This window comes from Rosenbergiella australiborealis, assembly GCF_018494035.1.
Lineage (GTDB): Bacteria > Pseudomonadota > Gammaproteobacteria > Enterobacterales > Enterobacteriaceae > Rosenbergiella > Rosenbergiella australiborealis.
Window position 1 is genome coordinate 1 of sequence record NZ_JABBFO010000020.1, and the last position, 25,277, is coordinate 25,277.

Sequence of the window (25,277 nt, forward strand, 5' to 3'; positions counted from 1 at the left end):
TTTTCATAGAGATCTCCCCTGTTCAGATTACGAGAAAATTCTACTTATGAACACACCGGTTTTTCGGGGGGATTACCTAATGTCGGACACGGTAGAATGTTAAGGCCTGCTTCCTGCGGCGAACGGACTCTGTTTACGGATGCGGTCAAAACAGGTGTTCCAAGAGCGCATTTCACACTCTGCAAGGGGAAAATCCCCAATATAGGGATAGATATGACGAATCAGATGAGAGATATATTTATGTGGTTATCGGTAATATAGCCGTTGAGCCAATCATCGATAACTGCGCGCAATATAGTCGTCACCTTATAATGACCAATATGCGATAAGAGTTATTACATTTCATTGTTTTCGATAAAGGTAGGTCAGTAAGTGGATTAAAATCCACCCTTAACGTAACTAGCAAAGAATACAGCAGGCGAGCATCAGTAAGACGAAGTAGAAAGTAGACCACCGGAGCCAACTGCACTCCGGTAGGTGATGTCATTCTACTTAAAGGCGGGGTAATTAATTTTTCAAACCACCGTGAGACATAGAGTGATGGATATTTGCAGTCATACGAACATAATTCTGTGAACTTGCACCAGTAATTTGGTAATCACTGCCGGTCTGTTGCGCGATTGCCGCAATTTGTGCCTCAGCACCGTCTAGGGTTGAATCGGTCACCGAAACGCTCTGTGCGAAGCTACCAAAAGAGAGCAAAGATAATGCAGCAGTAGAGGCCAATAATACGCTTTTTAGATTTTTCATGATAACTCCCAGAAAGATAAATTTTGTTGAATTTATGTAACTGAGATAATAGTAACTTACGTTATTATAACAATATTAACTATAAGTGCGATTTATATGTAGCCCGCTCAGTTTGAGAAGATAACAGCCAACGGTACTAACTTCTCAACGAAGAAAGCACTCGAAGCCAATGTATCATTGAGATCAGTTGGGTATTAAAAAGCTCGCCCGACAACACGAGTTTGCGGTCGGGCGGTTAGACACCTACTGGCTACCGTGGCCAATTTGCCAAACAAATGTGGGGCTATTCTTGTTGACGATCCAATCCCCTATATTACGTAATTTATAAATCATAGGGTTATGAGAAGACAGCGTACGTGCATTACGCCAGTGGCGATCCAATGCCTTACTTAAACGCGTATCGGAAGCCCCCAACGCATTGAACAGTTCAGTCGCCGCGCGGGGGACTAAATCGGTTGCAATCACTTGAGCTTTTGCCACTTCAACTTCTGCATTGATATTCGCTTGATCAATAAGCGCGTCATCACCACTGTCGTGAACATAATAAGCATACTCTAATGCTTCAGAAGCCCGATTGACGGTCGCTTCAACAGCATAAGACCAACTGGCCAACTGCCCGACGACCTGTAACACTTGAACATCATGTCGCACTAACTTGGCATTACCGTGGCTAAAGACACGTTGTCGATTCGCAACACCCTCACTCGCGTCACGCGTCAGGGCTTTACTTATGCCAGCCAACGTCGCTAAAAGAACCTGCTGATAGAATGCAGTTTGATAGCGAAAACGCTGATTAAAGGGATAAATATGTGCGCTATCGACCTGTGCTTGAGTAAAACGAGTCGTTCCACTTCCGGTTAATTTCTGACCAAAACCATCCCAATCGTCGCTACGTTCAACACCAGATTGATGAACATTCACTAGTGCAATCACATCGCTACCGTCATCCACCCGCTGCGCATATACATCGATCCAGTCAGCGTATAACGTTCCTGTACTATAAAATTTTTCGCCGTTAAGCCACCAGCCGTCGCTGTGGGGAGTCACTTTGGTGATCACCTCTCCAACCTTCACGTCTCCGATTTCTGTCCAGCCACTCCCGACTAACTCCCCAGCGACAAAACGCGAAAACCAGCGTCGACGAACCTCACTATCGGGCTGATTCAGTAAATCCTCAACAAAAGCGAAGTGTGCACGTAAAGCCTGCGGAAGATTTGAATCAGCCTCAGCAAGTTCAGTCAATAGTATGAATAATTGCGGTAAGGTAACCCCATATCCCCCCTGCTCAACGGGAATACGTAAAGCCCCGAATTTAGCCAATTTTAGCCAAGCCAAGGGTTGATAAGGAAGTTCTCGATCGCGCTCACGCTGCAAGGTCCCCTCTGCAATCTGCGAAAATACCGGGCGAAAATGCTCGACGAGTTGTTGAAATGATGGGTGCTGACTCATATTAGGCTCCTAGTTCAGAATCAATATCGTGTGCAGTAGGTTCAAATCGGATAATGAGCAAAAAAATGATAGGTAACGCGGCGCTTAGCGCGACAAACCAAAACATATTGGTACCGAACTTCGCCTGCAGTATGGGTAAGATAAATAATGCTAACGCACTACCGATCCCCGAGAGTGCGCGACTAAAACCGACACCCGTTGCCCGAATATGCGTGGGATACGATAGTGAGGGATAGACCATAATCTGAGCCCCAGGCCCAAACCCTTCGGCAAACAACCACAACCCTAGCATCAGAATGGCTACAACTATCGCAATGGTGGATGTCGGGTGCCCGGTGATCGCAAGAATAGTCAGCGCGATAAACTGTAAAGCGAATCCCGCTATCGCCACATGCCGACTGGCAAATTTCCAGGCTAAACGCATCCCTAGCAATCCGCCCGTCAAGGCAAAGAGAGCATTAAGCCCCAATGAGGCTGAAATTGTCTCGAACACACCGGCTCCCAAAAACTGGGCAAGAATGGAAGGAAGAAAAAAAGCAATCGCCGTGTATTCAAAGGATACACAGACGTTCATGACCGATGAAACCAGCGTACGTTGGCGGTAAGGGGCTTTGAATAATTCACGATAACTGATCTTAGGAAGCTTAGGTTCAGACGGTGTCTCGTGAGTTGCCACATTATGCGCGTCAATTCCATAGGATTTTTTTAAAATTCTTGCTGCGCCATTTAAGTCCCCTTGATTTGCTGCCCACAGAGGAGACTCGTTCATAAAACGGCTACGTACAGCAATAATGACGAGCGCGGGTACGGCGCCAAAGAGTAATGAAGCACGCCACAGCCAATCGATATGTTGTTGAGGGAGCAGAAAATAGAGGCCAAAAATCAGCAAAAAACAGACCGTGGAAGCGGCGTACCACATCGGACACCACGAGGCGACACGCGAGGCTTTATTAGCTTTTCCTGTAAATTTCGAGAACTCGGCTAAGTAAGCCATAGCAACAGGAAGATCAATCCCAACCCCAACGCCCATCAAAAAGCGAGCCCCAATCAATACCCAAACATTGGGGGCCAAACCAGCAGCAATCGCTGAGACAACGAAGAACAACATATCCGCCATAAAAACTGAATAGCGTCCATATTTGTCAGTAAGCCACCCCCCCAATAAATTACCGATAATCGTCCCGATCATAATTGCCGAGGCAACGAATCCGGTTAAGGTCGGCGTCAAACGAAATTCCCGTACCACATCATCAATTCCATAAGATAATGTAGTCAAATCATAGGCATCTAAAAATACCCCACCGAGCGCAAGAAAAACAATCCAGCGTGCATAGTGGTTAGTTTGACTCGACGAATTAATTAACGCTGCCACATCGCTTACTGAGCGAATAGGCGTCGATGTAGGGAGTGGAGCGACTGACGGTTCCGACTCAATATGTAATGAACTCATAACACCCTCTTAATAAACGATAAATAGTGGCTACAGAGTCTTTTATAAAACGACATGCGCGAGTTACGAAATAGTAAATAAAGATATCTATTTCATTAAATTCAATAAGTTAATAAAATTTTGACGAGAGGATCCCTAGGCCTCCCTAAGCCCACTTTATGAAGACTATTCACGCATTACTGCTGAGAAATTGGGACTAATATCCCTTTAACTTTGGGATCGTCGGTGGTCGCTAACCACTGCTGTAATCGCTTATCGGAAAACGCTTGAGTAAGGTATGAATATCTTGCCAAGGTGTATCTTGACTCATTACCTCGGGCGCTTTCATCCAGCCTCCTGAAACTTAGTAGGTGTTCTACCCGCCCAAATTGAACCAGTTTCCCCTGCTCAATACAGGCGACGGCATCGGCTGCTTGACGTACCACATCCATCTCATGAGTGATCACGACGATCGCTAAACGGTATTCGTCTCTAAGCCGCTTAAGTAACGCGATAATCGACTGCGTTGTCTGCGGGTCGAGGCCAGAAGTCGCTTCATCGGCTAAAAGTACCTTTGGATTAAGCGCCAAGGCTCGTGCAATGCCTACCCGCTGCTGCTGCCCACCAGAAAGTTGCGCCGGATAGGCGTTGGCCTTATGGGCCAATCCGACACTCTCTAAGAGCTGATTAACGTGCGAGGTTATTTGATGTGGCACGACCCCTAGCCACTGTAATGGCAGAGCGATATTTTGCCAGACAGTTTTGCGCTGTAATAACGCGGCCGATTGAAATACTGATCCGATCAAGCGCCGTTGGCGTCGCAATGCCTCACCCGATAACGTCGATAAATCGATACCGTCGACAAAAATCCGCCCTCGGCTCGGTTTCTCAAGTAACGCAATACATTGCGCTAAGGTCGACTTTCCAGCGCCGCTCGGCCCGACGACGGCCGTGATCAAACCGGAAGGAACATCCAACGAGATATTTTCAAGGAGGGTGTGCCGCTGGCCTTGCGCAGAGAGATACTCTTTCGAGAGATTTTCAACACGGATCATGTCACCTCCTGTTGCGCAGTCACAGGGCTTGCTGCGATGTGACGACGATAACTAACAGCAGGATGCGGAGATTGAAGACGTGGGCTCTTAGAAAAGAGCTTTTCACGCAGCGTACCGGACTGGTAGTCCTGTTTATAAACACCGCGTTTTTGCAGCTCAGGAACGAGAAACTCAACGATATCGCTAAACGTCTCGTGTGTTACCGCATAAGCGAGATTGAACCCATCCACGTCGGTCTCTTCAACCCAGCTTTGTAGCTCATCGGCGACAGTTTGTGGGCTTCCCACGAGTAAAGGACCCAACCCGCCAATCCCTACCCAATCGGCAAGCCCTTGGACGGTCCATTGTCGAGAAGGATCGGCGCTGGAGAACGTCTCTACCGCAGATTGAATCGCATTAGTATGAATATGTTTCAACACTTGGTCAGGCTGGTACTGACCAAAATCGATACCCGTCCAGCCGGAAAGTAACGCGAGTGCTCCCTCGTCACTGACGTATTGCTTATACTCTTGCCATTTCGCCTGCGCTTTTAGGTCAGTCTCATCGACGATCAGCGTTTGGAGATTAAAAATTAAAATACTATAGGGGTCTCGACCCACCGCAGCGGCCCGTTGGCGAATATCCGCGACAGTTTTCTTAAGCAGTGCCTTCGAGGGCGAGGCGACGAAAACACATTCCGCATGCTCGGCGGCAAATTGTTTACCTCGACTCGAGGCACCCGCTTGGTAAAGGACCGGGGTACGCTGCGGTGAAGGCTCACACAGATGGATCCCAGGGACTTGGAAAAAGTACCCTTGGTGATTGATGGGATGGATCTTGCTAGGATCACTGAAGATCTGCCGTTGACGATCCCGTAATACCGCTCCCTCTTCCCAGCTCCCTTCCCAGAGCTTATAGACAACCTGCAGATATTCCTCCGCATAATCGTAACGCGTATCATGGTCAGTCTGCGTCGATTGCCCGATATTACGCGCGCCACTCTCAAGGTAAGAAGTCACAATATTCCAGCCAATACGCCCCTGCGTAAGATGGTCAAGCGTAGAGAGGCGTCGGGCGAAAGGATAAGGGTGTTCAAAGGAGAGAGAGGCCGTTAACCCGAACCCTAAATGCTCGGTAACCATGCCCATTGGGGTAATTAAGGCAAGAGGGTCGTTGACCGGTACCTGCGTTGCCTGCCTTATCGCGGCTTCGTTACTGTTATCCAAGACGTCGTACACACCCAGCACATCAGCTATAAAGAGGCCGTCGAATTTCCCTTTCTCTAGGAGTTTCGCTAGATCGGTCCAATAGGAGAGATCTTTATATTGCCAAGATCGGTCACGGGGATGTGCCCACAGCCCAGGGGATTGATGACCGACACAATTCATATCGAAAGCATTGAAGCGAATTTCACGTTTTACAGACATCGTTACTCCTTGATAGCACTAACGGCGCTCTCAGTAATAAATCAATAAAGGGTGCGATAAGCGTTTGGTGATTATTGGACGTCGTGGGGACATCGCTCACTGATAGGCTGGTATGATCTGTTGACTAACTGCATGGCGACAGATTGCGCATGATCTGCCACTTGCGGTAAGCCCATCAACTCGCCAAAGCGGCCTCGTGCCGCAGGTCCCACCACAAAAAGGCGGGTATTGACCTCCCCCGCGGGGGTAATCGCTTGTGATTGAGCATTGACAGCAATTCCTAACCCGAGCGGATCAGGTGTAATCAGCTGCTGCGCCTGCAGACTCGTCAGTAGAGGTTGGCTTGCGATAAGCTGTTGATGAGCCGGCCCAGTCGTTAACACAATGTTGTCCACCAACAGCTTCTTGGTACCGCCTCGCCGAAGATCTAACGTCAACGCGAATTGATCAGCGACACGGTACACGGCGCGAAGCCGGGCAGCATGAATCTGCAGTTGAGAAGATGCCAAACAGTCCGCTAATACACGGGCAACTTGCGGCGCGATTCGATAGCGATGAACATCCCACCATGGACGAAGATGGCGTAAAAATCGACGCTGTTCAGCGAGATCAAATTGTTGCCAAATTGCCTGTCCCTGACGCCGCACATCATCTACGACAACTTGCCAAGGTAACTGCTGCTGTGCAGCAATAACGACATTCTGTCGAACATACTTTAACCACTCTCGCACCGTTCTCGGCGAGGGCGAGAGTGGACTTAATCTATATTCTGGATAGGAGGGCCCACTGAGATTGCTACGCGGTAATTGTCCCCGTCGAGAAATAGCATGAATACGGCCGCGGTGACCTTGTCGCCGTAACGAGGCCACAACGTCTGACATCGTCAGGCCCGTCCCAATAATCGCGATGCAGGCATCCTTATCGATAGATGTCAACGCATGAGGTTGCCAAGGATCAGTTACCACATTCGCATCAGCAGATACCCCTTCAAAAACACTTGGGATGACCGGGGCAGGATGACTTATCGCGAGGACTAATTGGTCTACCGGATAGTGAGCACCGCGCTCGGTATAGAGATAGCCATCACGATAATCTCGCGCATAATCGTGAATGTGCTGAAAACTTACCGATGAACCCTGCAACGCATGACGTAATTGAGCACGGAGATATTTAGCGAATTGGCGGCGTTGAGGGTACACCGCCCCGTCTTGACATAGCGAAGCAGGATCAGCAGAAAATGCCGGTTGCTGACGATACCAACGATCGAAGTCCCCTTGTTCGTGTTCGGATAGCTGCATGCGAGCAGCAGGAACATTTATTCGATGAGCCGGATCCTGGGTACTATAAGCGACGCCCTCACCAAGATCGTCACGCGGCTCGATCAAGGTGATCGCGACCTGATCATTATTCTGACGCAACAACTGTATCGCTAAGGCCGTACCCGAAAATCCCCCCCCTACGATAACAATCTGCCGTTTAATCATGCGCTTGCTCCTGACGCTCAAGCTCACGTACCCGAGGAAGAACTTCACGGCCGAAGTACTCAACTTCTTCTTGAAAATGTAAAAATCCAAGGAGTAGCAGGTCGACACCAACCTGCTTTAAGGCAACTATTCGTTCAGCAATCTGTTGTGGCGTACCGATCAGGTTCGTCTTAAAGCCATCATTGTACTGCACCAGATCTTCAAAGCCTGATTTTGCCCAGTTACCTTCTCCCTCTGGCGAAGCACTCCCGGCATTTTTCACCTCTGAAGCAAAGCCACCGACCGCCTGGGGGTTCGCTTTTGCAATAATCTCATGCAGTACCTGTTGTGCCTGCTCTTCGGTCTCTCTGGCGATCACGAATCCATTTACGCCGATACGTACTTTATGGTCGTTATCGACTGCTTTTTGCTGTATGTCTAAAACTTGCTGACGGATTCCCTCCAGATCATTACCGTTAGTAAAGTACCAATCAGAAACACGTGCAGCCATATCTCTCGCCGCACGAGAACTACCACCTTGAAAGATTTCAGGTAATGGCTGTAGAGGTTTAGGCTTCATCACATAATCGCGATAACGATAGAAATCACCATTAAAGGAGAAAGCATCTTCTTGCCAAATCCCTCGTAGGCAGCGAATAAACTCTTCGGAACGTAAATAGCGTTCTTCATGATCGAGCCAAGGTTCACCGATCGCTTTAAATTCACCACGAAACCAACCACTAACAATATTTACCGCGATTCGTCCCGCAGTAAGATGACTAATGGTGGCAATCTGTTTAGCGGCTAAGGTAGGATTCCAAGGCCCAGGCAGTAATGCGGCAATCACTTTAAGTTTCTGTGTTGCCCCGAGTAGTCCTTGCGAAAAACTTACCGATTCATGTTGGTTATCAGCGCCGTATCCCGCAGTAAAGCGGATCTGCGTCAAGGCATACTCAAACCCTGCATGTTCGGCTAATTGAGCAAGTTTACGGTTATAATCAAAATCCCAAGACGTGCGTTGTTCAATATCACTAATTACCAGCCCCCCGGAGACATTCGGTACCCAGTAGGCAAACTTAAGCGGCGCTTTTTTGACTAACGTTGTCATCATCTGTTCCTCTTAGCGGAGATTCGTCTTCATGGCTGGACGGCTATCGCCCCCAATCGTTTCACCAAATGGCCCTGTATTAATTGTGGTATCTCGACTTTTCGCTCCGGGAAAATGTGGCATGACCAGTTCAGCAAAACGGTGTGCCTCTTCAAGATGGGGGTAACCGGAAAAAATAAAATTATCGATACCCAGTGCTTGGTATTCCTTAATCCGTTCAATGACTTGTTCTGGGCTCCCCACCAGCGCTGTTCCGGCACCTCCCCGCACCAATCCCACACCGGCCCAGAGATTAGGTGAAATCTCTAAGTTGTCACGCGAGCCGCTGTGTAAGGCACTCATGCGTGATTGTCCTGTTGAGTCCATACGAGAAAAAATCTTCTGTGCCGCAGCAATCGTTTCGTCATCAAGGTGGGCGATCAGTTTTTCCGCTGCTGCCCACGCCTCGGCTTCGGTTTCCCTGACAATCACATGTAGACGAATCCCGTAACGCAAAGTCTTCCCGCTCTGTTGGGCTCGCTCACGTACTACGGCTAATTTTTGCGCGACATCTGCTGGGGGTTCCCCCCAGGTGAGGTAGGTATCAATATGCTTGGCGGCAACATCAATCGCCGGTTCTGACGACCCGCCAAAATAAAGCGGCGGCCCGCCTTGCTGTACCGGTGGGAAGAGAATTTCAGCGCCTTCAACATGCAGATGTTCGCCCTGATAGTCGACCTTCTCGCCATTAAGCAACCGTGTATAAATATCGAGAAATTCATCGGTCACACGGTAACGCTCCGCGTGAGAGAGAAAGATCCCATCACCTTTGTTCTCTACCGGATCGCCACCAGTCACGACATTGATTAATAGCCTGCCTTCTGACAACCGATCCAGCGTAGCCGCCATCCGTGCTGCCAAGGTGGGAGGCTGTAACCCAGGACGAACGGCTACTAAGTAGCGTAATTTTTTAGTGACCGGAACCAGCGCAGAGGCTACCAACCAAGCATCTTCACAACTTTTTCCAGTAGGGATCAATACCCCATAAAACCCTAAGTTATCGGCCGCAATAGCGACCTGTTGTAAATAAGCAAGATCGACCGGGCGTCCCCCTTGTGCCGTGCCCAGATAGCGGCCGTCACCGTGGGTGGGTAAAAACCAGAAGATATTGGGAGGTACGGCGGATTTATCGCTCATTATCACTTTCCTATATAACGTTATCTATTTTTTTTAGATAGTTAAATTCCATTAGGTTATAAGAAGTGTAAGCAGGAAGCGTGCCAGTCTTAAAATGTATTTTTACTGTTATTTTTCATAGAGTTAATAATATTTATTTTTTACCCTGATGTTGCATTTACAACAATATTCGCTCGGTGACTGCTGCAAATGCAGCAACTGTCCCCCTCGTATTCTGAGAGTGAACCGAGTAGGGTGAGATATCGACGAAGGCGATATATAGGAAGGCGATAATGATAAATTACGATTATGTCGCATTAAACGACCCCGTTTCCCAACAGCTACAACAAGATATTATGCGTATTGCGCCTAGCGAAGCGACGACCTTAATTACTGGTGAAACCGGTACTGGAAAAGAGGTTATAGCGCGTGCCATACATCAACATAGTCGCCGCAGTAATAAGCCTTTTCTTGCCGTAAACTGCGGGGCACTCACCGAAAGTTTGGCGGAATCAGAACTTTTTGGCCATGAGAAGGGGGCATTTACAGGCGCCACTGACAGTCACCAAGGCTGGTTTGAAGCGGCAAATGGAGGCACCCTTTTACTCGATGAGGTGGGTGAATTAAGTCGTCATTTACAAGTCAAACTCTTACGTGTTTTACAACAACGTGAAGTTATTCGGGTGGGCTCTCACCGTGCAATCCCGATTGATGTCAGAGTGATTGCTGCAACACATGTCGAGTTAACGCAAGCCATCCACGCCCGTCGTTTCCGGGAGGATCTTTACTATCGTCTCAACGTCACCGCAATTAATTTACAGCCATTACGTAATCGTCAGCAGGATATCCTAGTATTGGCACACCATTTTTTAACACACTACGCCAATGAACGGAAAAAACCGGAATTACGCTTTACGCCTGAGGCACTCGATACATTAACAACTTATAGCTGGCCTGGAAATATTCGTGAACTTGATAACGCGATTCACCGTGCCGTCCTACACAGTCAAGGTACAGCAATTACCCCGGAACTGTTGTCGCTTAACTCACTCACGTCATCTCATGAAATAAAGGCGTCATCGGAGTTGACCACCTTTATTCACGAACAGTTACGTCGTGGTGAACCGCAGCTTTATCAACGAACGCTTGAGGCACTGATAAGTCGTGCCTTTGAATTAACAGGACAAAATCAAAGTCAGGCTGCAGCGATGCTGGGTATTTCTCGCCATACTCTTCGTACACAACTTAGTCATCTAGGCTTAATTAAATCACGTAAAAAGATATCCACCCTTGGGGATTTTGAGGTAGAACGCCATAAAGGCTATCGGGAACGAGAGTTACGTATCGGTTATCAAAAGTTTGGTAATCTTGGCGTACTAAAAGCACAACGTTATTTAGAACAGCAGTTCCAACCCTTGGGAATAAATGTTCTGTGGAGTGAGTACCCCGCAGGCCCACAGCTCCTACAAGCGCTGAGTCAAGGAGAAATAGACTTTGGGACTACGGGTGAAGTCCCCCCCATTTTCGGACAATCGAGTAATCATCAGCTCCGTTATATTGCTTGGGAACCCGCGGCCCCCAGTAGCGTCGCACTAATGGTCCCTCAAGACAGTAGTATTCGTACACTTGATGATTTACGAGGAAAACGGATCGCGGTGAATAAGGGGTCGAATGTCCATTATCTATTACTGCAATTATTAGATGAAGTCGGAATATCACTGACTGATATTCGTCTTATTTATACGCCTGCTAAGTACCCCCTGACCCAAAGTGATACTCTTTCTGCCGATGCTTGGATGATGTGGGATCCATTACTCAGTCATGCAGAACTTGATGGCCAACTCAGACGTATCGAAAACGGTGAAGGAAGAGTTAATAATCATCAATTTTATCTCTCTAATCAGAATGTTATTGATGAGTTTGCTGATATATTCCCTGCATTAATAGATGCATTAAGAGTAACAGGTGAGTACATCGATACACACCGCTATCATGCTGCACAGCTGCTATCAAAAGAACTGGCTATCAATTCCACGGCACTAGAAGCTGCCCTATCAAGACGTAGTCACCAAACACAGCTTATGAATAGTCGAATTCTTCGAGAGCAACAAATCATTGCAGACCGCTTTTATGCCTTAGGTCTATTGCCTCGGCCGATTAACGTTCGCCAAGCAGTATGGAATAGTGATTAATCTATATTGTTTTCCAGATCAACTTGGCAACAGGAATTTCCATTTTTCTATTTGCCCTGCAGACAAGTAGAATGTTATCGCTTTCCAGAAGTTAACGCCTCGATTTAGCTTGAGTAATACAAAATCGCTATGATGAGCACGCACAGATAGTTAGTAAGCCCCCCCTTTCCTTGTCATCATTAGGCAAAAAATAGGCCGTCAATAAACTTGACTGTGTCAGTCAACGTCTGTCGGCTTTCAGTTGCTCAACATAAGGTTGCAGCGCCACTGCCTCTGTAATTACCGCCTCTTCACAATATTGCGTCTGCTATTCGCTTTCACGCAGAAGGCGATTGCTATCATTTAAAAAATGATTTCTGGCGAGAAAAATATCTATCTATATAAAATTCTAATAATAATAGTGTTCGATATTAATCGTGACCAACATCATATATTTATAATTGCTTTACATTTCTTTAATTTTTAACTTCTTAATAATCAGTAATTTAATAAAAAAATGCCACTATATGCTAAAAAATGTTGTTGCATCATTTACCAATATAACGTTATGTTCATGTGGTAAGTCATAAATAAATCGGTACAAAAACAATAAAACCGAGTCAGTTGCTTATTTTAGACACTGATAAGAGTGATTTAACGATTAACTCTATGAATATATTATCGCTATGGAGACAGGAAGTGGTGAATAAACAAAAATTTATAGCCTTAAGTGGCAGCTTGATAGCCTTAGCAATTGCAGCGCCCACACACGCAGAAATAACTATTTTAGATAAAAACCCACAAAGTAACTCTTTGTTGGCTCCGTTAAGTGTGCAGTTTGGAGGAAGTATTCGCCCCGAGTGGATATTCACCAACGGCCCAGATTCAAATAAATCTAACAAGCGTGGACATGATGGTGGGTCACGTGTTCGTTTCCGTACCGACTATAAACTAACCGATCATACTTCCCTGATTGGCTACTACGAGTGGGGCTTAAACATCCCTCACGTCTTAAACATGAAAGGGAACTACCAACCGGGAACACTGCGCGACCGCCAACGTCAACTTTATGCCGGTATTAAAGATGATCGTTACGGTACACTGACCTATGGTCACCAATTTGGTATTTACTACTCTGTAGTCGGTATTAAAAGTGACGTTTGGGACAACGACGGCCACGCCTCAGCAACGGGTATTGGATTCAACGGTGACTATGATGGGGCGAATAAGCCTAAAAATAGCATCATGTATAAAAATACGTTCGGAAAAGTTACCCTTTCCGCAAACTACCTGTTACCTGAAGATCAGAAAGATGATGGGAGCGGCACAGGCAGATCTTATCGTCGTAACCATGGCGCAGGCGTTGGTTTTGATTATGCAATTTTACCGACATTATCTTGGTCAGCGGCCTATAGTAGTACTGATGCAAATGTTAAAAACAGTACAACGCAAAAAGGTTACAACCAGCAGGTATCTGGTACTGCATTAACTTGGCAGCCAGGTAACTGGTACCTCACCTCAACGGCGAGCTACTATAAAGATTTTGTTCCTTCAACGCGTAACCACAATGTCTCCCACTATTTTGCGGGTAGCGGCTACGGCGTAGAAGAGTTCGCTGGGTACACCTTCAACTTTGACAAGCCATACCTGAAATCTGTTCAGCCTTATGTTGCGGTCGACTCATTACGCCTGAAGGGTGATGAAGAGTATCATGCAAACCATGTGTACTTGGGTGCAGGCACCACAATTGGTCACGGTTTAAGTGTGTATGTTGAAAGAACTATCGCAACGACTACCGATAATGAAGCCGACAGTACTTGGGTAACAGTGTTCTACGATTTCTAATTAATACACCAACTTACCGACGGGTAAGTTGGTTTTCCCTCCCCTATCCTTACTTTCTTATCAACACGATAATTATCAGTATTCCCTTCTACGACTAAAAAATAATTTATGATTAATAATCATAGTATTACCTATTTTAGCTTTAAAACGAATTCTGCTTTGACTGCCAAATCGGCGTAAAAAAATGAAATAAAAAAATAAAAAAACTATTAATTTTCATAGTGTTAATATAAATATACCATCCCTATTAATCCTAAAACATGCCCTCTACTCGCTCTTCCCTTGAAATCGAATTAAAAGGATGTTTACAGTATTAATCGTAAACTGACCTAAACTTAAGAGAATGGGGAAGCCATTTATACTATTTTTTCCCACTATGACGGGATGTCTGGCTGAGAAAGCTATGCATTGCTCTATAATTCCATCGTGAGGAACACAATGTCTATAGAACAACCAACACAACAGAAATCTAAAAAGCATTTCTGGAATCGTAAAAAAGAGAAAGAACTCACGCTTGACGATATTACTATCGTCGATAACGCCATGCTTAAACGCGCCGTCGGTGCTGCGGCACTGGGTAACGCAATGGAGTGGTTTGACTTTGGCGTTTATAGCTATTTGGCTGTAACCGTTGGTAAGGTCTTTTTCCCGGATGCGAGTGGTCCAGCACAGCTTATCGCGACTTTTGGTGCCTTTGCGGCCGCATTTTTGATCCGGCCAATCGGTGGGTTAGTCTTTGGCCCGTTAGGCGATAAAATTGGTCGTCAGAAAGTTCTGGCGATTACCATGATTATGATGGCTATCGGGACCTTCTGCATTGGGCTCATTCCTTCCTACCAAACTATTGGGATTGCGGCTCCGCTCCTCCTATTAGCTGCCCGTTTATTACAAGGCTTCTCAACCGGTGGAGAATACGGGGGAGCTGCCACATTTATTGCAGAATATTCCACCGATAATCGCCGGGGATTTATGGGGAGTTTCCTAGAGTTTGGTACTTTAGGGGGCTACCTTATTGGTGCCAGCTTAGTGACTGCGATGACCTCCGTTTTTACGCCTCAACAGATGCTCGATTGGGGATGGCGTATTCCGTTTTTTATTGCCGCACCGTTGGGTATTTTCGGTCTATACGTTCGTTTAAAGCTAGAAGAAACGCCCGCATTCCAACAACATATGGAAAAACAGGAAGCCCTAGAGCACAGCAAACCCCGATTAGGTTTGTTCCAGCTACTGAGTAAATATCGGGGGCAAATGCTCAAGTGTATTGGTCTAGTTTTGTTGTTTAACGTCTCCAACTACATGTTAACCTCGTATATGCCGAGCTATCTCACTGGTATCTTAGGACTCAGTGAACTGAGTAGCCTACTACTCATTATGGTAGTGATGTTTGTAATGATGCCATTAACGTTAATGTCTGGGCACTGGACCGATAAACTAGGGCGTCGTCCAGTTATTGCTGGCGGAGCCATCGGACTCATTATCTTCTCGATACCCTGCTTACTACTCATTAGTTCAGGCAACATGTGGTTAGTTTTCTTAGGCCTAATTATCTTAGGGCTTATCCATACGTGCTTTAGTGGAACGATGCCAGCAACCCTGCCTGCTCTCTTTGCAACAGATATTCGTTACAGTGCGTTAGCAATTGGGTTCAATATTTCCGTGTCACTATTTGGCGGAACGACACCATTAATTACCGCATGGTTAGTTGATACCACTCATAACCTTCTAGTGCCCGCCTATTATTTGATGGGAGCCGGCGTTATTGGTCTGATTACGGTCTACACACTACGTGAAACTGCACGTAAACCACTCGCTGGATCAGCACCGGCGGTAGCGAATAAAGCCGAAGCAATGAGTCTCTTACGGAGACTAAAACAGAAGAAAGTAAAATAAATTCAACCCAAATAACGAAAAAAAAGAGTAAAAAAAACGTAAAACTGCCGCAACATTGTTGCGGCAGTTTTTTTTCGTAAACAGAAAACAAATCATTTAATATATTGATATACAACAACAAAACATCATAAATAATAACAATATTGAAAAAACATGATCTAAATCAAATAAATTTAAACACCATAAAACCTATCAATTAGCTCAAATCCATCGCCAAGTCTGATTAATATTCATTAAGATTAGTCTTACACTTCTCCACGTTGCAAGGCGGTATCGAGTTCATAACTTATGGCTGAGTCGCTCATGCACGATGACCGGTTTGAATAAAAACCCAAATTTTGATGCTGAGGTGTACTAGTACACCGCGCGGCGCGTCTCCTCAATAAGGATTGAACACATGAAAATGAAAACTCTTGCTTTAGCTTCTATCGCGGCTTTCGGTTTAGTGTCTGTAGCTGCTCAGGCAACTACTAGCACTACTGTTGTAAACGGCGGCACCGTCCACTTTAAAGGTGAAATTGTTTCAGCCGCTTGTGCGGTCGATGCGGGTTCTATTGACCAAACCGTTCAATTAGGTCAAATCCGTGCTGCTTCCCTGACTTCAGGCAAAACCAGCAATCCAGTACCTTTTAATATCCAGCTTGACGACTGTGATCCAACACTGGTTACAAATGGTGTGAGCTTAATTTGGAGTGGTTCAACCGTAACGGGTAATACCCAAGCACTATCTGTACAAAGTGCCTCAGGTGCTACAGCCGCAGCAACTAACGTCGGCATCCAAATTTTAGACCCAAGAAATACACTGGTTACCTTTGATAATAGCACCGCAACAACCGCAACGAAGCTAACGTCAAAAACTAATGTCTTAAATTTTAAAGCACAGTATATTGCGGTTGGTGGTGATGCAACAGCGGGTGTTGCAAATGCAGATGCAAGCTTTAAAGTTCAATATCAATAAGAATTAACTAGTAGGGATACAAAAAAGGCTAGGAAGGCCGATTATTATTGAATCCAGGACTACTCCATGAAAATTAATTATTCAGGAATATTGGGTGCATTATTTTTAATCCTACCCAGAGTAGTTCTGGCTGAGAATAGCGTCAGTAGTAATGATGGTAGTATCTTAGAATTTCGGGGAAGAATCGTCGAATCCTCATGTACCATTGATTTTGATAAACACCATTTCACTCTCATTCTCGATAAGGTTAGCAGTGTACAATTTTCTACTGCTGGTCATGAACTCACCTCGATTGATTTTACTGTCGATCTTGGCATCTGTACTTCCTCCACAAGAAATAATATGTCAGTACTGTTTCAAGGCGATGAAGATCCACAAAATCCGAAAATTTTAGCTTTACGTGAGCAGCCCGATGCAGCAAAAGGATTGGGAATCGCTATTTATGATCAAAACAATAATCTAATTCCCATAAATCAACCTTATCAATTTTCGATCAGAAACGACAGTCTCGTTAACAGTACTGAAACCTTTATTATCAAATATAAATCTACAGCACTTGATGTTACAAAAGGTCGAGTCAACGCTGAAGCGAAGTTATTATTTGTCTATCAATAAGTTTTTCTCAATATTTTTTTCAAAAATTCGCCTGATTGTGGTATTTCTGTTGCCACAAAACAGAGAAGCTGCCAGAGGTTTATATGAACAAATTTTCGTTGAGAAGTCTGCCCGTAATCTTGTCCTTAAGCTGTTCCCTTCTTCTTACCAGCCAAGCTGAAGCTGGCGTTGGTTTAGATGCGACACGGGTTGTGTTTCCAGCTGGACAAAAAGATACGAGTTTAGGAGTACGTAGTCTTAAAGATACTGATTCTTTTTTAATTCAATCTTGGGTTGAAAATGCAGAAGGGAATAAAGTGAATAGTTTCGTTATCACACCTCCGCTCTTTTTAATGCAAGGGAAAAAAGAGAATACCCTGCGGATAATCGATAACACTAATAATACATTACCGACTGATCGTGAAACCTTATATTGGTTAAATGTAAAAGCAATTCCATCAATGAATAAAAACGAAGAACAGCAAAATACACTACAATTTGCGATAACCAGTCGTATTAAAATGTTTTATCGTCCAAACAACTTAACCGTAGCACCTGAAGAGGCACCGAATAAATTAACCTTTTCTCATCAGGGTAATGCCATTCAAGTCAATAATCCGACTCCCTACTACTTGACCTTAGTATCTATAAAGGCTAACAACTCAGCCCTAAAAGATACTATGGTCGCTCCGATGAGTAATTTAACTTTATCGCCGACAATTTCAGCATCCTCGATTAGTTATAGAACGATCAACGATTTTGGTGCACAAACGCCAGTTATTACCGCATCGATCAACTAATAAGCACGCTGATTTAATAGTGATGTCATTTTTTTGTGTGGATAAAATATGAAACAAGACAGACACCAACATCCCTCTTTTCGCATAACTCGATTAGTTGTGTGTCTGTCTCTTAGTAGTGTCAGTCATTCTGTCTTTGCTGATACTTACTTTAACCCCCGTTTTTTGTCTGATGACCCTTCAGCAGTCGCTTCTCTGAGTAACTTTGAAAAAGGTATCGAAGCACCACCAGGCACTTATCGTGTTAATATTTATGTGAATGGAAGTTACACTACTAACAAAGAAGTTAACTTTATTATTAACAAAAATAAAAATCGCCTTGAACCCTGCCTTAGTTTTGAACAACTTCAGCAATTAGGGTTGAATGGTGGGTCGATTAATGATGTCAGTAAAGATAACGTTGCGGAGCAATGCTTCCCATTTACCGATAAAATTAAAGATGCCACTAGTACCTTTGATGTTGGCACACAAAAATTATCGTTAAATATTCCGCAGGCCTATATGCAATCACATGGTCAGGATTATATTTCGCCTGAATTATGGAGCGAAGGCATCCCTGCTGCGATGGTAAACTATAACTTCACTGCCAATAGATCTAGCACTCAGAGTGTTGGGACATCTGATCTTGCCTATTTAAATTTACAGTCAGGTATCAATTTAGGAGCTTGGCGACTGAGAGATAACACAGCATGGAATTACAGTAATAGTAACAGCAGCCATGATAGTAATTGGCAACATATCAACACTTACCTAGAGCGGGATATTATTCCTCTTCGTAGCCGCTTAACATTGGGTGATAGCTATACAGATAGCGATATTTTTGACAGTGTCAATTTCCGTGGGATCAAACTAGCGAAAACTGACAGCATGTTGCCGGATAGTGAACGTGGCTATGCACCGGTAATACATGGTATCGCTCATACCACTGCAGTAGTGACAGTTAGGCAAAATGGATACGACGTTTATCAAAGTACAGTACCAGCTGGTCCTTTCGTTATTAAAGATATCTACTCAGCAAGTAATAGCGGAGATCTACAAGTCACCGTGAAAGAGGCTGATGGTAGTGTGCAGAACTTTACTATTCCTTATTCCTCTGTCCCGCTTTTACAGCGTGAAGGTTATCTTAAATATAATTTAAGCGCAGGTGAATTTCGTAGCGGTAATAACCAGCAAAGTCAGCCTGACTTCGTACAAGCGAGCTTTCTCAAAGGTTTATCCTCAGGATGGACAATTTATTCAGGAACACAGCTTTCTGATCATTATAAATCGTTTAACACTGGTGTGGGTAAAAACCTCGGTCAGTTTGGGGCTTTATCCACTGATTTGACCTACGCTAAGACACAACTGTACGATAATACTGATCACACCGGTCATTCGTTGAGAATTCTCTACAGTAAAGCCCTTTCACGGTTTGGAACAAATATTCAAGTAGTCGGTTATCGTTATTCAACTAAGGGCTACTACTCGCTCTCGGACTCTACGTGGAAAGCCATGAATGGCTATAGCGTTGATACAAATACGACAACAGGTGAAAATACCATCGTCGATGCCTATAACTTGAACTATAGCAAGAAAGGACGATTTCAAGTTAGCCTAACTCAACAAGCTGGAGCTCTCGGTACAATTTTTGCCACCGGTTCAGAACAAACCTATTGGGGTACTGATTCAAAAGACCAACAATGGCAATTGGGATATAGCGGAAATATTACTGATATTTCTTACAGCTTAACCTATGCCCTGACAAAAACCGCATGGGTCAGTGATACAGACAAAAGTATTGCTTTTAGTATTAGTATTCCGTTTAGCCACTTTATGCAATCGAATACTCAGTCTATTTTCCGTAATGCTAGCGCAAGCTACAACATGACTAATGATCTGAAGGGCAACAGTATTTACCAAACCGGGGTCTATGGTACGCTGCTCGCCGAGCAAAATTTAAGTTATAACATTCAAAAAGGGTATAACCAATCAAGCTCAGGCTCGAGTGGTTCCACATCCGCTGCACTCTATTATCGTGGGGGTTATGGTAACACTAATATCAACTACAGTGATAACAGTGGCTCCCGTCAAGTGTATTTCGGTCAAAGCGGCGGTATCCTTTTTCATAGTCAAGGCGTGACATTCAGTCAGCCCCTAAACGATACGATGATTTTAGTCCGCGCCCCCGGTGCCAAGAATGTCTCAATTCTCAATCAAACTGGTGTAAAAACAGACTGGCGAGGCTACGCTGTACTCCCTTATGCAACTGATTACCGTAACAATCGTGTCGCACTCGATACACACAGTCTCGCGAATAACGTAGATATTGAAAATACAGTAGATACAGTGGTACCAACACATGGTGCCGTTGTGGCTGTAGATTTTAATACCCATATCGGTATTAAATTATTATTAACCCTTACGCATAAAGGTAAACCTTTACCCTTCGGCTCAAATGTAAGTGCCACCGATTCCGCAAATAACAGTATTGTGGGGGATAATGGGCAAGTCTATTTAGCAGGAATGCCATTGCATGGGATCGTTAAAGCCAATTGGGGTGATCAGCCAGACCAACAATGTACGGCCTCTTACCAACTTGAAAAAGTGGATACCCGTAACACACTCAGCTATGCAACAGCAGAATGTCAATAATGAGGAAATGATGAGACGTTTATTATTCATGCTAATTGCCAGCTTTTCGTTAATATCTTCAGTACAAGCAGCAGATAGCGTTATCACCATTACCGGACAGTTGAAAGATAATATGTGTACGGTATCGGTAGGCGGAGATGGTTTTACTGTTAACCTTAATACCTACGCAACTAAAAATTTTAATTCCGTTGGAAATACTTCAGGCACGGTTCCATTTTCTATTACGCTATCAAACTGTGGAAGTGCCGTGTCAACAGTCAAAATAAATATTACTGGTACCACTGACTCAGCCAATGCAACATTATTAAAAACATCGACGGATACGGGGTATGCTACGGGTATTGGGGTACAAATTCTTGATTCTTCTCAGACAATCGTACAACCTAATCAAGATAGTAGTTCCCTTTCTGCTATTACTTTAACGGCTAATCAAACCAATGTGATCACCTATTATGCGCGTATGGTCAGTACAGCTAGTCCTGTAGGGGCAGGAACTGTCTCCGCCACCGCTAACTTCACTCTGCAATTTAATTAGCCAAGAGGACGAGGACAAAGTAATGAAAGTAATTTATCTATATTTTAGTGGCCTACTTTTACTATTAGTCACGATATCGGCAGCGAAATGCGCGGATGTTACTATAACAATTAATGGTAAAGTTGTGGCAATGCCCTGTACCGTCTCGACCCCAACCGCCAATATTGATTTAGGGACGTTAGAAAGTTCTGATTTTGTCACGGCAGGCTCGGCTTCCACGTGGAAAACCTTCACGTTAAATCTTACCAATTGCCCAATCGGAACTTCAGCAGTAACGGCGACATTTTCCGGAACATCAGACAGCAGCGCGTCCTATTTTTCAAATACCGGTGGTGCACAAAATATGGCAATTCAGCTCGCTGATGCAAATGGGAATAATATTACAAATGGTGGGACACAAACGGTATCTGTCAGTGATAGTAGTCAATCAGCAGTATTCAATTTAGAGGTAAGAGCTATTTCCACTCAAGGGAAGGCAACTCAAGGATCGATACAATCTATCATTAACGTAATATACACTTATTCTTAAAAGGTAATGTTTTGGCTTATAAAAAAATTCTCTATGTATTTTTCCTTTTTACCTGTTTTATGTCTAAAAGCTACGCATTTACCTGTATAGTACAGGGAAAAACGCTAAGTGGTAATGGAAGTTATACCGCTTCCGTGTATGTTAATTTAACGCCGAAGGTTGAATCGGGACAAAATTTAGTTATTGATTTATCGGAAAGTATTAGTTGTAACAATGATGATCCCGACCACTATCTAGATCCTATTCGTATTGCCAGCTCTTCTGGTTACGCAAATGTATTAAAAGCCTTTACGGGTAGCATTAGTTACTATGGCCAATCTTACTCTTTTCCTTTACAAAGTGCCACCGCTTATGTAAATAACCTTAATAAAAACCCTAGCCCCTGGAAAGTAATATTATATTTGACGCCAATTGCTAATAGCGCTATGACTGGCGTTGTCATTCCTAAAAATACTCTTTTTGCAACGGTCGTGTTGGAAAAAGGACCAAGTGCATCACAAAGTATATACTGGAACTTATACGCCAATAATGACGTTGTCGTACCTACAGGTACTTGTGCGGTATCGAGTAATAATATTACTGTCCCTCTTCCTAATTATTCGGGAGATTCAGTGGGAACAACCAATGTTGGACTATCTGTTCACTGTTATCAAGGTTCAAAACCTTTGGCATTGACCTATTTTAATTCCGGAACAACTACCAACAGTAATGGAACTATTTTTAAAAATATGTCTGACTCTTCACCTGCTGCTGGTATCGGTGTATCAATAAAAAATAAAGGTGGGTTGCTAGCCGCCAATAATACGGTTTCCCTCGGTTATATCAGCTCAACTGACGTCGACCTAGGACTTACAGCAGAATATGCAAGAACATCTGGACAAGTAACCGCAGGTAATGTTAAATCGTTAATTACGGTTACGTTTGCCTACCAATAATAACCTCGCTCAATGAGAGAGAATATGCCTGCTCATTTTTAATGTAATCACTAAAAGAATTAATGAATGAATACAGCCCTAGAGCATAACTTCACTCTGCTTTCATTCTGGATATAGTTTATTGCTTAGCGTTTTCCAATAAATAACTGGTTCTGTACGTTCATAGTTCAGTGACGCTAAGCGCTATATGTCAGATATGAATGGGTGCGATATCTGTTAGGCCCTATCAGCCCCGGTGTTCTACAATCTGATGGTTATTTGTAATAATAGCTAGGTAAACTATAAAAGAGCACTTTATCAGTTTTTTATATATAAACACCAACCCTTATCCTGTCGCTGTAATTAACGATAGGGATACCGGCTAAATGGCAACCCACAAGAAAAAAGATCACTCACCTTGTGTCAGTTCCCAGTAGATCAGCCATCACAATAAATTCGACTTATGGCCTTGAGCTCATAAGCACAGGTAAAATATTGTGATTATCACCATAACCAATCAGCAATAATCTTTCACGCCACTATTGAGCTTCTTGATTCAACCTTCACCCAGGTTCTGCTATGATCGCGTTTATCAACCGACGGTGAGTGAGAATAACAGTATGGTCAGTAAGCCACAGGAGAACGTCAAGACGCTCTCTGTTTTTGATTTTGACGGAACGTTAACGCGACATGATAGCTTTATTCCTTTCTTACGCTTCGCTTTTGGCCGCCGTCGTTTTACTCGTAAGATGCTACACCTCGTCCTACCAACGATACGCTGTTTACGCCACAAACTCACACGTGATGAGTTAAAAGAAATACTCATAAACACTTTTATGAAAAATGTTGACGAGGAGTGGGTAAAAGAAAAAGCTATCGCATATTGTCAAAAATATTTCACAAAATTAATGCGGCCTAAGGGGTTACTTGCAGTTGCCGCTGAAATTCATTCTGGAGCAATTGTTACACTCTGCTCAGCATCCCCAGAAATCGTATTACAGCCTTTTGCGGAGCAATTAGGGATAGGCTTAATTGGAACGCAGTTAGAAGTTATCGAAGGTAAGCTGACAGGGAAGATTTCTGGAAATAATTGTCGCTGTGCTCAGAAGGTAGCTCGTTTAGAACAAGTTTACGGTCCCTTAGAACACTACCACTTACGTGCATGGGGTGACACTCGAGGTGATTATGAACTCCTCAGTGCAGCGCAAGATCCACACTGGCGTCATTTTCACTCCTCCGCAGCACCTAGAAAATCTCCTATTGATCAATTAAAACGCTAGATGAAATACCTGAGTATCAACATATAAAATTTTTTATGCTCAGGTATTTTACTCGTCCTATTGGTCTTCGTAGAGGACTGCAATTTCACCGGGTGTCGTTAGCCAGTACTCATTACGTCTATCAAGAATAGTGTGTAACACCTTTTTTAATCGATGAAAACGAAAAGGCTGCCCCACAATATAAGGATGCAAAGCGATACCCATGACCTGTGGCGTATGCTGGCTTCTCGATAGCAACTCTTCAAATTGATCATGGACCATCTGACAAAACGTTTCGATAGAAGCGCCATTGGGAATTATAGTAGGGATATCATTAATTTCTTGAGGATAAGGGATAGCGATCAGAGGACCATTTTCCGTGTTAAATAGCGTTGGTATATCATCATGCGCCCAATTTAACGTATAGGAAAATTGGTGTTTCACTAAGAGTTCAGGCGTACTGAAACTCTCTGAAATCCACGGCGATAACCAACCTTTTACCTCTTTTTTAAGATAATGATTTAAGCGTTGTTGGCATGTTGCAATCAGTAATGATTCATCATCTTCCTCGAGCTCGCCTTGCCGCTGAGAATTGGTATGGCCGTGAGCAATTAATTCACTACCCGGTATCGCCAACCATCTATCCAATAGTTGAGGGCAGTAATCTAAAATAGCCGTGTTAGCAATAACAGCAGGTGGTATCGATAGCGAGTCAAAAAGTTCGGCAAGATGCCAAGCGCCCACTCTATTTCCATAATCACGCCAACTATAATTAAGGACATCTGGGTAATTAGCATGAGTGGAGAGTTTTGCTCCCTCCTGAGTATCAAAAGCGAAATGCTCAAGATTCATCGCAATATAAACGGCTAGACCTTTTCCATTGGGCCAACATTGTGGATACGGAGCCTTCTCTGCAGAATAGGAATAACGTTGAGGTGTGACTAATTCATCTAAATAGACTTTCTTCGACATTTATTATTTGCCATGGGTAGGTTTATTTAATTCAGTATAGTCAGTTTCCTGTCGATTCAGGTCAATTGGAGGGATTACGTGCTAAAATAACTCAAGTACCAATGAGGAATACGTCCATGATTAAAAAAGTGGTATTGTTAAGTACACTCTTGTTGATAAGTTGTGCCACAAAAAAAGAACATAAATCAGATCAACCTGTACTGCATAATGGGCAGTGTACTAGTGCAGGGAAAGTGATTAATTGCACTTGGCATGATGTTGCCATCAGTAACCAAAAAGCTAATTAATTCCCAATGCAAAAAGGCCATCCGTGAGGATGGCCTTTTTGTCTGTTTGGATGCCTGGCAGTTCCCTACTCTCGCAT

General features: G+C 44.1%; 19 protein-coding genes and 1 pseudogene. 11 read left to right on the forward strand and 9 right to left on the reverse strand.

Going from position 1 to position 25,277, the window contains the following annotated elements:
• Positions 1-507: 507 nt before the first annotated feature.
• From HGT73_RS14005 to ssuD, 8 genes and pseudogenes are all read right to left on the reverse strand, one after another.
• Complete coding sequence (locus HGT73_RS14005; protein ID WP_214215875.1) at positions 508-750, reverse strand: DUF1471 domain-containing protein; 243 nt, start codon at positions 748-750, stop codon at positions 508-510.
• A 243-nt stretch (positions 751-993) separates the two neighbouring features.
• Positions 994-2,199: an acyl-CoA dehydrogenase family protein gene (locus tag HGT73_RS14010; RefSeq protein WP_214215876.1), complete on the reverse strand. Its 1,206-nt coding sequence runs from the start codon at positions 2,197-2,199 to the stop codon at positions 994-996.
• A gap of 1 nt (position 2,200) precedes the next feature.
• Entirely contained in the window at positions 2,201-3,649 is a 1,449-nt protein-coding gene (locus HGT73_RS14015; protein WP_214215877.1) for an MFS transporter, read from the reverse strand.
• A 341-nt stretch (positions 3,650-3,990) separates the two neighbouring features.
• Positions 3,991-4,683, reverse strand: a pseudogene (locus HGT73_RS14020) (methionine ABC transporter ATP-binding protein); the annotation flags it as partial.
• A complete protein-coding gene (locus HGT73_RS14025) occupies positions 4,680-6,089 on the reverse strand; it encodes an LLM class flavin-dependent oxidoreductase (protein ID WP_214215879.1) in 1,410 nt (469 codons plus the stop codon). The pseudogene HGT73_RS14020 and the gene HGT73_RS14025, both read right to left, overlap by 4 nt.
• Positions 6,090-6,160: 71 nt before the next feature.
• Positions 6,161-7,573 (reverse strand): FAD/NAD(P)-binding protein, encoded by a 1,413-nt coding sequence (locus tag HGT73_RS14030; protein ID WP_214215880.1) that lies wholly within the window; start codon positions 7,571-7,573, stop codon positions 6,161-6,163.
• Positions 7,566-8,660 (reverse strand): dimethylsulfone monooxygenase SfnG, encoded by a 1,095-nt coding sequence (gene sfnG, locus HGT73_RS14035; protein ID WP_214215894.1) that lies wholly within the window; start codon positions 8,658-8,660, stop codon positions 7,566-7,568. Before sfnG ends, HGT73_RS14030 begins: the two co-directional genes overlap by 8 nt.
• Before the next feature lie 12 nt (positions 8,661-8,672).
• Positions 8,673-9,836, reverse strand: a complete 1,164-nt coding sequence (ssuD, locus tag HGT73_RS14040; protein ID WP_214215881.1) for an FMNH2-dependent alkanesulfonate monooxygenase — start codon at positions 9,834-9,836, stop codon at positions 8,673-8,675.
• 272 nt (positions 9,837-10,108) lie between these two features.
• Between ssuD and HGT73_RS14045 the strand changes: the two genes are divergently transcribed.
• The 11 genes from HGT73_RS14045 to HGT73_RS14095 all read left to right on the forward strand — a co-directional run bounded on the left by HGT73_RS14045 (position 10,109) and on the right by HGT73_RS14095 (position 23,962).
• Positions 10,109-12,007 carry a sigma 54-interacting transcriptional regulator gene (locus tag HGT73_RS14045; RefSeq protein WP_214215882.1) on the forward strand — a complete coding sequence of 633 codons (1,899 nt, stop codon included), beginning with the start codon at positions 10,109-10,111 and terminating at the stop codon, positions 12,005-12,007.
• A 681-nt stretch (positions 12,008-12,688) separates the two neighbouring features.
• On the forward strand, positions 12,689-13,831 hold the full coding sequence (locus HGT73_RS14050) for a porin (protein ID WP_241608096.1): 1,143 nt from the start codon (positions 12,689-12,691) through the stop codon (positions 13,829-13,831).
• Positions 13,832-14,269: 438 nt separating this feature from the next.
• Positions 14,270-15,721, forward strand: coding sequence for a glycine betaine/L-proline transporter ProP (gene proP, locus HGT73_RS14055; protein WP_214215884.1), 1,452 nt, complete (start codon positions 14,270-14,272; stop codon positions 15,719-15,721).
• 397 nt (positions 15,722-16,118) lie between these two features.
• Positions 16,119-16,679 carry a type 1 fimbrial major subunit FimA gene (gene fimA, locus HGT73_RS14060; protein ID WP_214215885.1) on the forward strand — a complete coding sequence of 187 codons (561 nt, stop codon included), beginning with the start codon at positions 16,119-16,121 and terminating at the stop codon, positions 16,677-16,679.
• A 66-nt stretch (positions 16,680-16,745) separates the two neighbouring features.
• Positions 16,746-17,294: a fimbrial protein gene (locus HGT73_RS14065; protein WP_214215886.1), complete on the forward strand. Its 549-nt coding sequence runs from the start codon at positions 16,746-16,748 to the stop codon at positions 17,292-17,294.
• 83 nt (positions 17,295-17,377) lie between these two features.
• A complete protein-coding gene (locus tag HGT73_RS14070) occupies positions 17,378-18,073 on the forward strand; it encodes a fimbria/pilus periplasmic chaperone (RefSeq protein WP_214215887.1) in 696 nt (231 codons plus the stop codon).
• Between the two features lie 48 nt (positions 18,074-18,121).
• Entirely contained in the window at positions 18,122-20,704 is a 2,583-nt protein-coding gene (locus HGT73_RS14075; RefSeq protein WP_214215888.1) for a fimbria/pilus outer membrane usher protein, read from the forward strand.
• A gap of 7 nt (positions 20,705-20,711) precedes the next feature.
• Positions 20,712-21,239: a type 1 fimbrial adaptor subunit FimF gene (fimF, locus tag HGT73_RS14080; RefSeq protein WP_214215889.1), complete on the forward strand. Its 528-nt coding sequence runs from the start codon at positions 20,712-20,714 to the stop codon at positions 21,237-21,239.
• Between the two features lie 22 nt (positions 21,240-21,261).
• On the forward strand, positions 21,262-21,768 hold the full coding sequence (gene fimG / locus HGT73_RS14085; protein WP_214215890.1) for a type 1 fimbrial minor subunit FimG: 507 nt from the start codon (positions 21,262-21,264) through the stop codon (positions 21,766-21,768).
• Between the two features lie 11 nt (positions 21,769-21,779).
• Complete coding sequence (locus HGT73_RS14090; protein ID WP_214215891.1) at positions 21,780-22,703, forward strand: fimbrial protein; 924 nt, start codon at positions 21,780-21,782, stop codon at positions 22,701-22,703.
• A gap of 599 nt (positions 22,704-23,302) precedes the next feature.
• Positions 23,303-23,962, forward strand: coding sequence for an HAD family hydrolase (locus HGT73_RS14095; protein WP_214215892.1), 660 nt, complete (start codon positions 23,303-23,305; stop codon positions 23,960-23,962).
• Between the two features lie 57 nt (positions 23,963-24,019).
• On the opposite strand, the gene HGT73_RS14100 is transcribed toward HGT73_RS14095, so the two are convergent.
• On the reverse strand, positions 24,020-24,913 hold the full coding sequence (locus tag HGT73_RS14100; RefSeq protein ID WP_214215893.1) for a polysaccharide deacetylase family protein: 894 nt from the start codon (positions 24,911-24,913) through the stop codon (positions 24,020-24,022).
• Between the last annotated feature and the right edge of the window lie 364 nt (positions 24,914-25,277).

Excerpts from the sequence above, each read along its gene's own strand:
- HGT73_RS14015 (WP_214215877.1), bottom strand. The coding sequence starts at position 3,649 with ATGAGTTCATTACATATTGAGTCGGAACCGTCAGTCGCTCCACTCCCT.
- sfnG (WP_214215894.1), bottom strand. The coding sequence starts at position 8,660 with ATGACAACGTTAGTCAAAAAAGCGCCGCTTAAGTTTGCCTACTGGGTA.
- ssuD (WP_214215881.1), bottom strand. The coding sequence starts at position 9,836 with ATGAGCGATAAATCCGCCGTACCTCCCAATATCTTCTGGTTTTTACCC.
- HGT73_RS14065 (WP_214215886.1), top strand. The coding sequence starts at position 16,746 with ATGAAAATTAATTATTCAGGAATATTGGGTGCATTATTTTTAATCCTA.
- HGT73_RS14025 (WP_214215879.1), bottom strand. The coding sequence starts at position 6,089 with ATGTCTGTAAAACGTGAAATTCGCTTCAATGCTTTCGATATGAATTGT.
- HGT73_RS14005 (WP_214215875.1), bottom strand. The coding sequence starts at position 750 with ATGAAAAATCTAAAAAGCGTATTATTGGCCTCTACTGCTGCATTATCT.
- HGT73_RS14010 (WP_214215876.1), bottom strand. The coding sequence starts at position 2,199 with ATGAGTCAGCACCCATCATTTCAACAACTCGTCGAGCATTTTCGCCCG.
- HGT73_RS14030 (WP_214215880.1), bottom strand. The coding sequence starts at position 7,573 with ATGATTAAACGGCAGATTGTTATCGTAGGGGGGGGATTTTCGGGTACG.
- proP (WP_214215884.1), top strand. The coding sequence starts at position 14,270 with ATGTCTATAGAACAACCAACACAACAGAAATCTAAAAAGCATTTCTGG.
- fimF (WP_214215889.1), top strand. The coding sequence starts at position 20,712 with ATGATGAGACGTTTATTATTCATGCTAATTGCCAGCTTTTCGTTAATA.
- HGT73_RS14045 (WP_214215882.1), top strand. The coding sequence starts at position 10,109 with ATGATAAATTACGATTATGTCGCATTAAACGACCCCGTTTCCCAACAG.
- HGT73_RS14095 (WP_214215892.1), top strand. The coding sequence starts at position 23,303 with ATGGTCAGTAAGCCACAGGAGAACGTCAAGACGCTCTCTGTTTTTGAT.
- HGT73_RS14075 (WP_214215888.1), top strand. The coding sequence starts at position 18,122 with ATGAAACAAGACAGACACCAACATCCCTCTTTTCGCATAACTCGATTA.
- fimG (WP_214215890.1), top strand. The coding sequence starts at position 21,262 with ATGAAAGTAATTTATCTATATTTTAGTGGCCTACTTTTACTATTAGTC.
- HGT73_RS14100 (WP_214215893.1), bottom strand. The coding sequence starts at position 24,913 with ATGTCGAAGAAAGTCTATTTAGATGAATTAGTCACACCTCAACGTTAT.
- fimA (WP_214215885.1), top strand. The coding sequence starts at position 16,119 with ATGAAAATGAAAACTCTTGCTTTAGCTTCTATCGCGGCTTTCGGTTTA.
- HGT73_RS14070 (WP_214215887.1), top strand. The coding sequence starts at position 17,378 with ATGAACAAATTTTCGTTGAGAAGTCTGCCCGTAATCTTGTCCTTAAGC.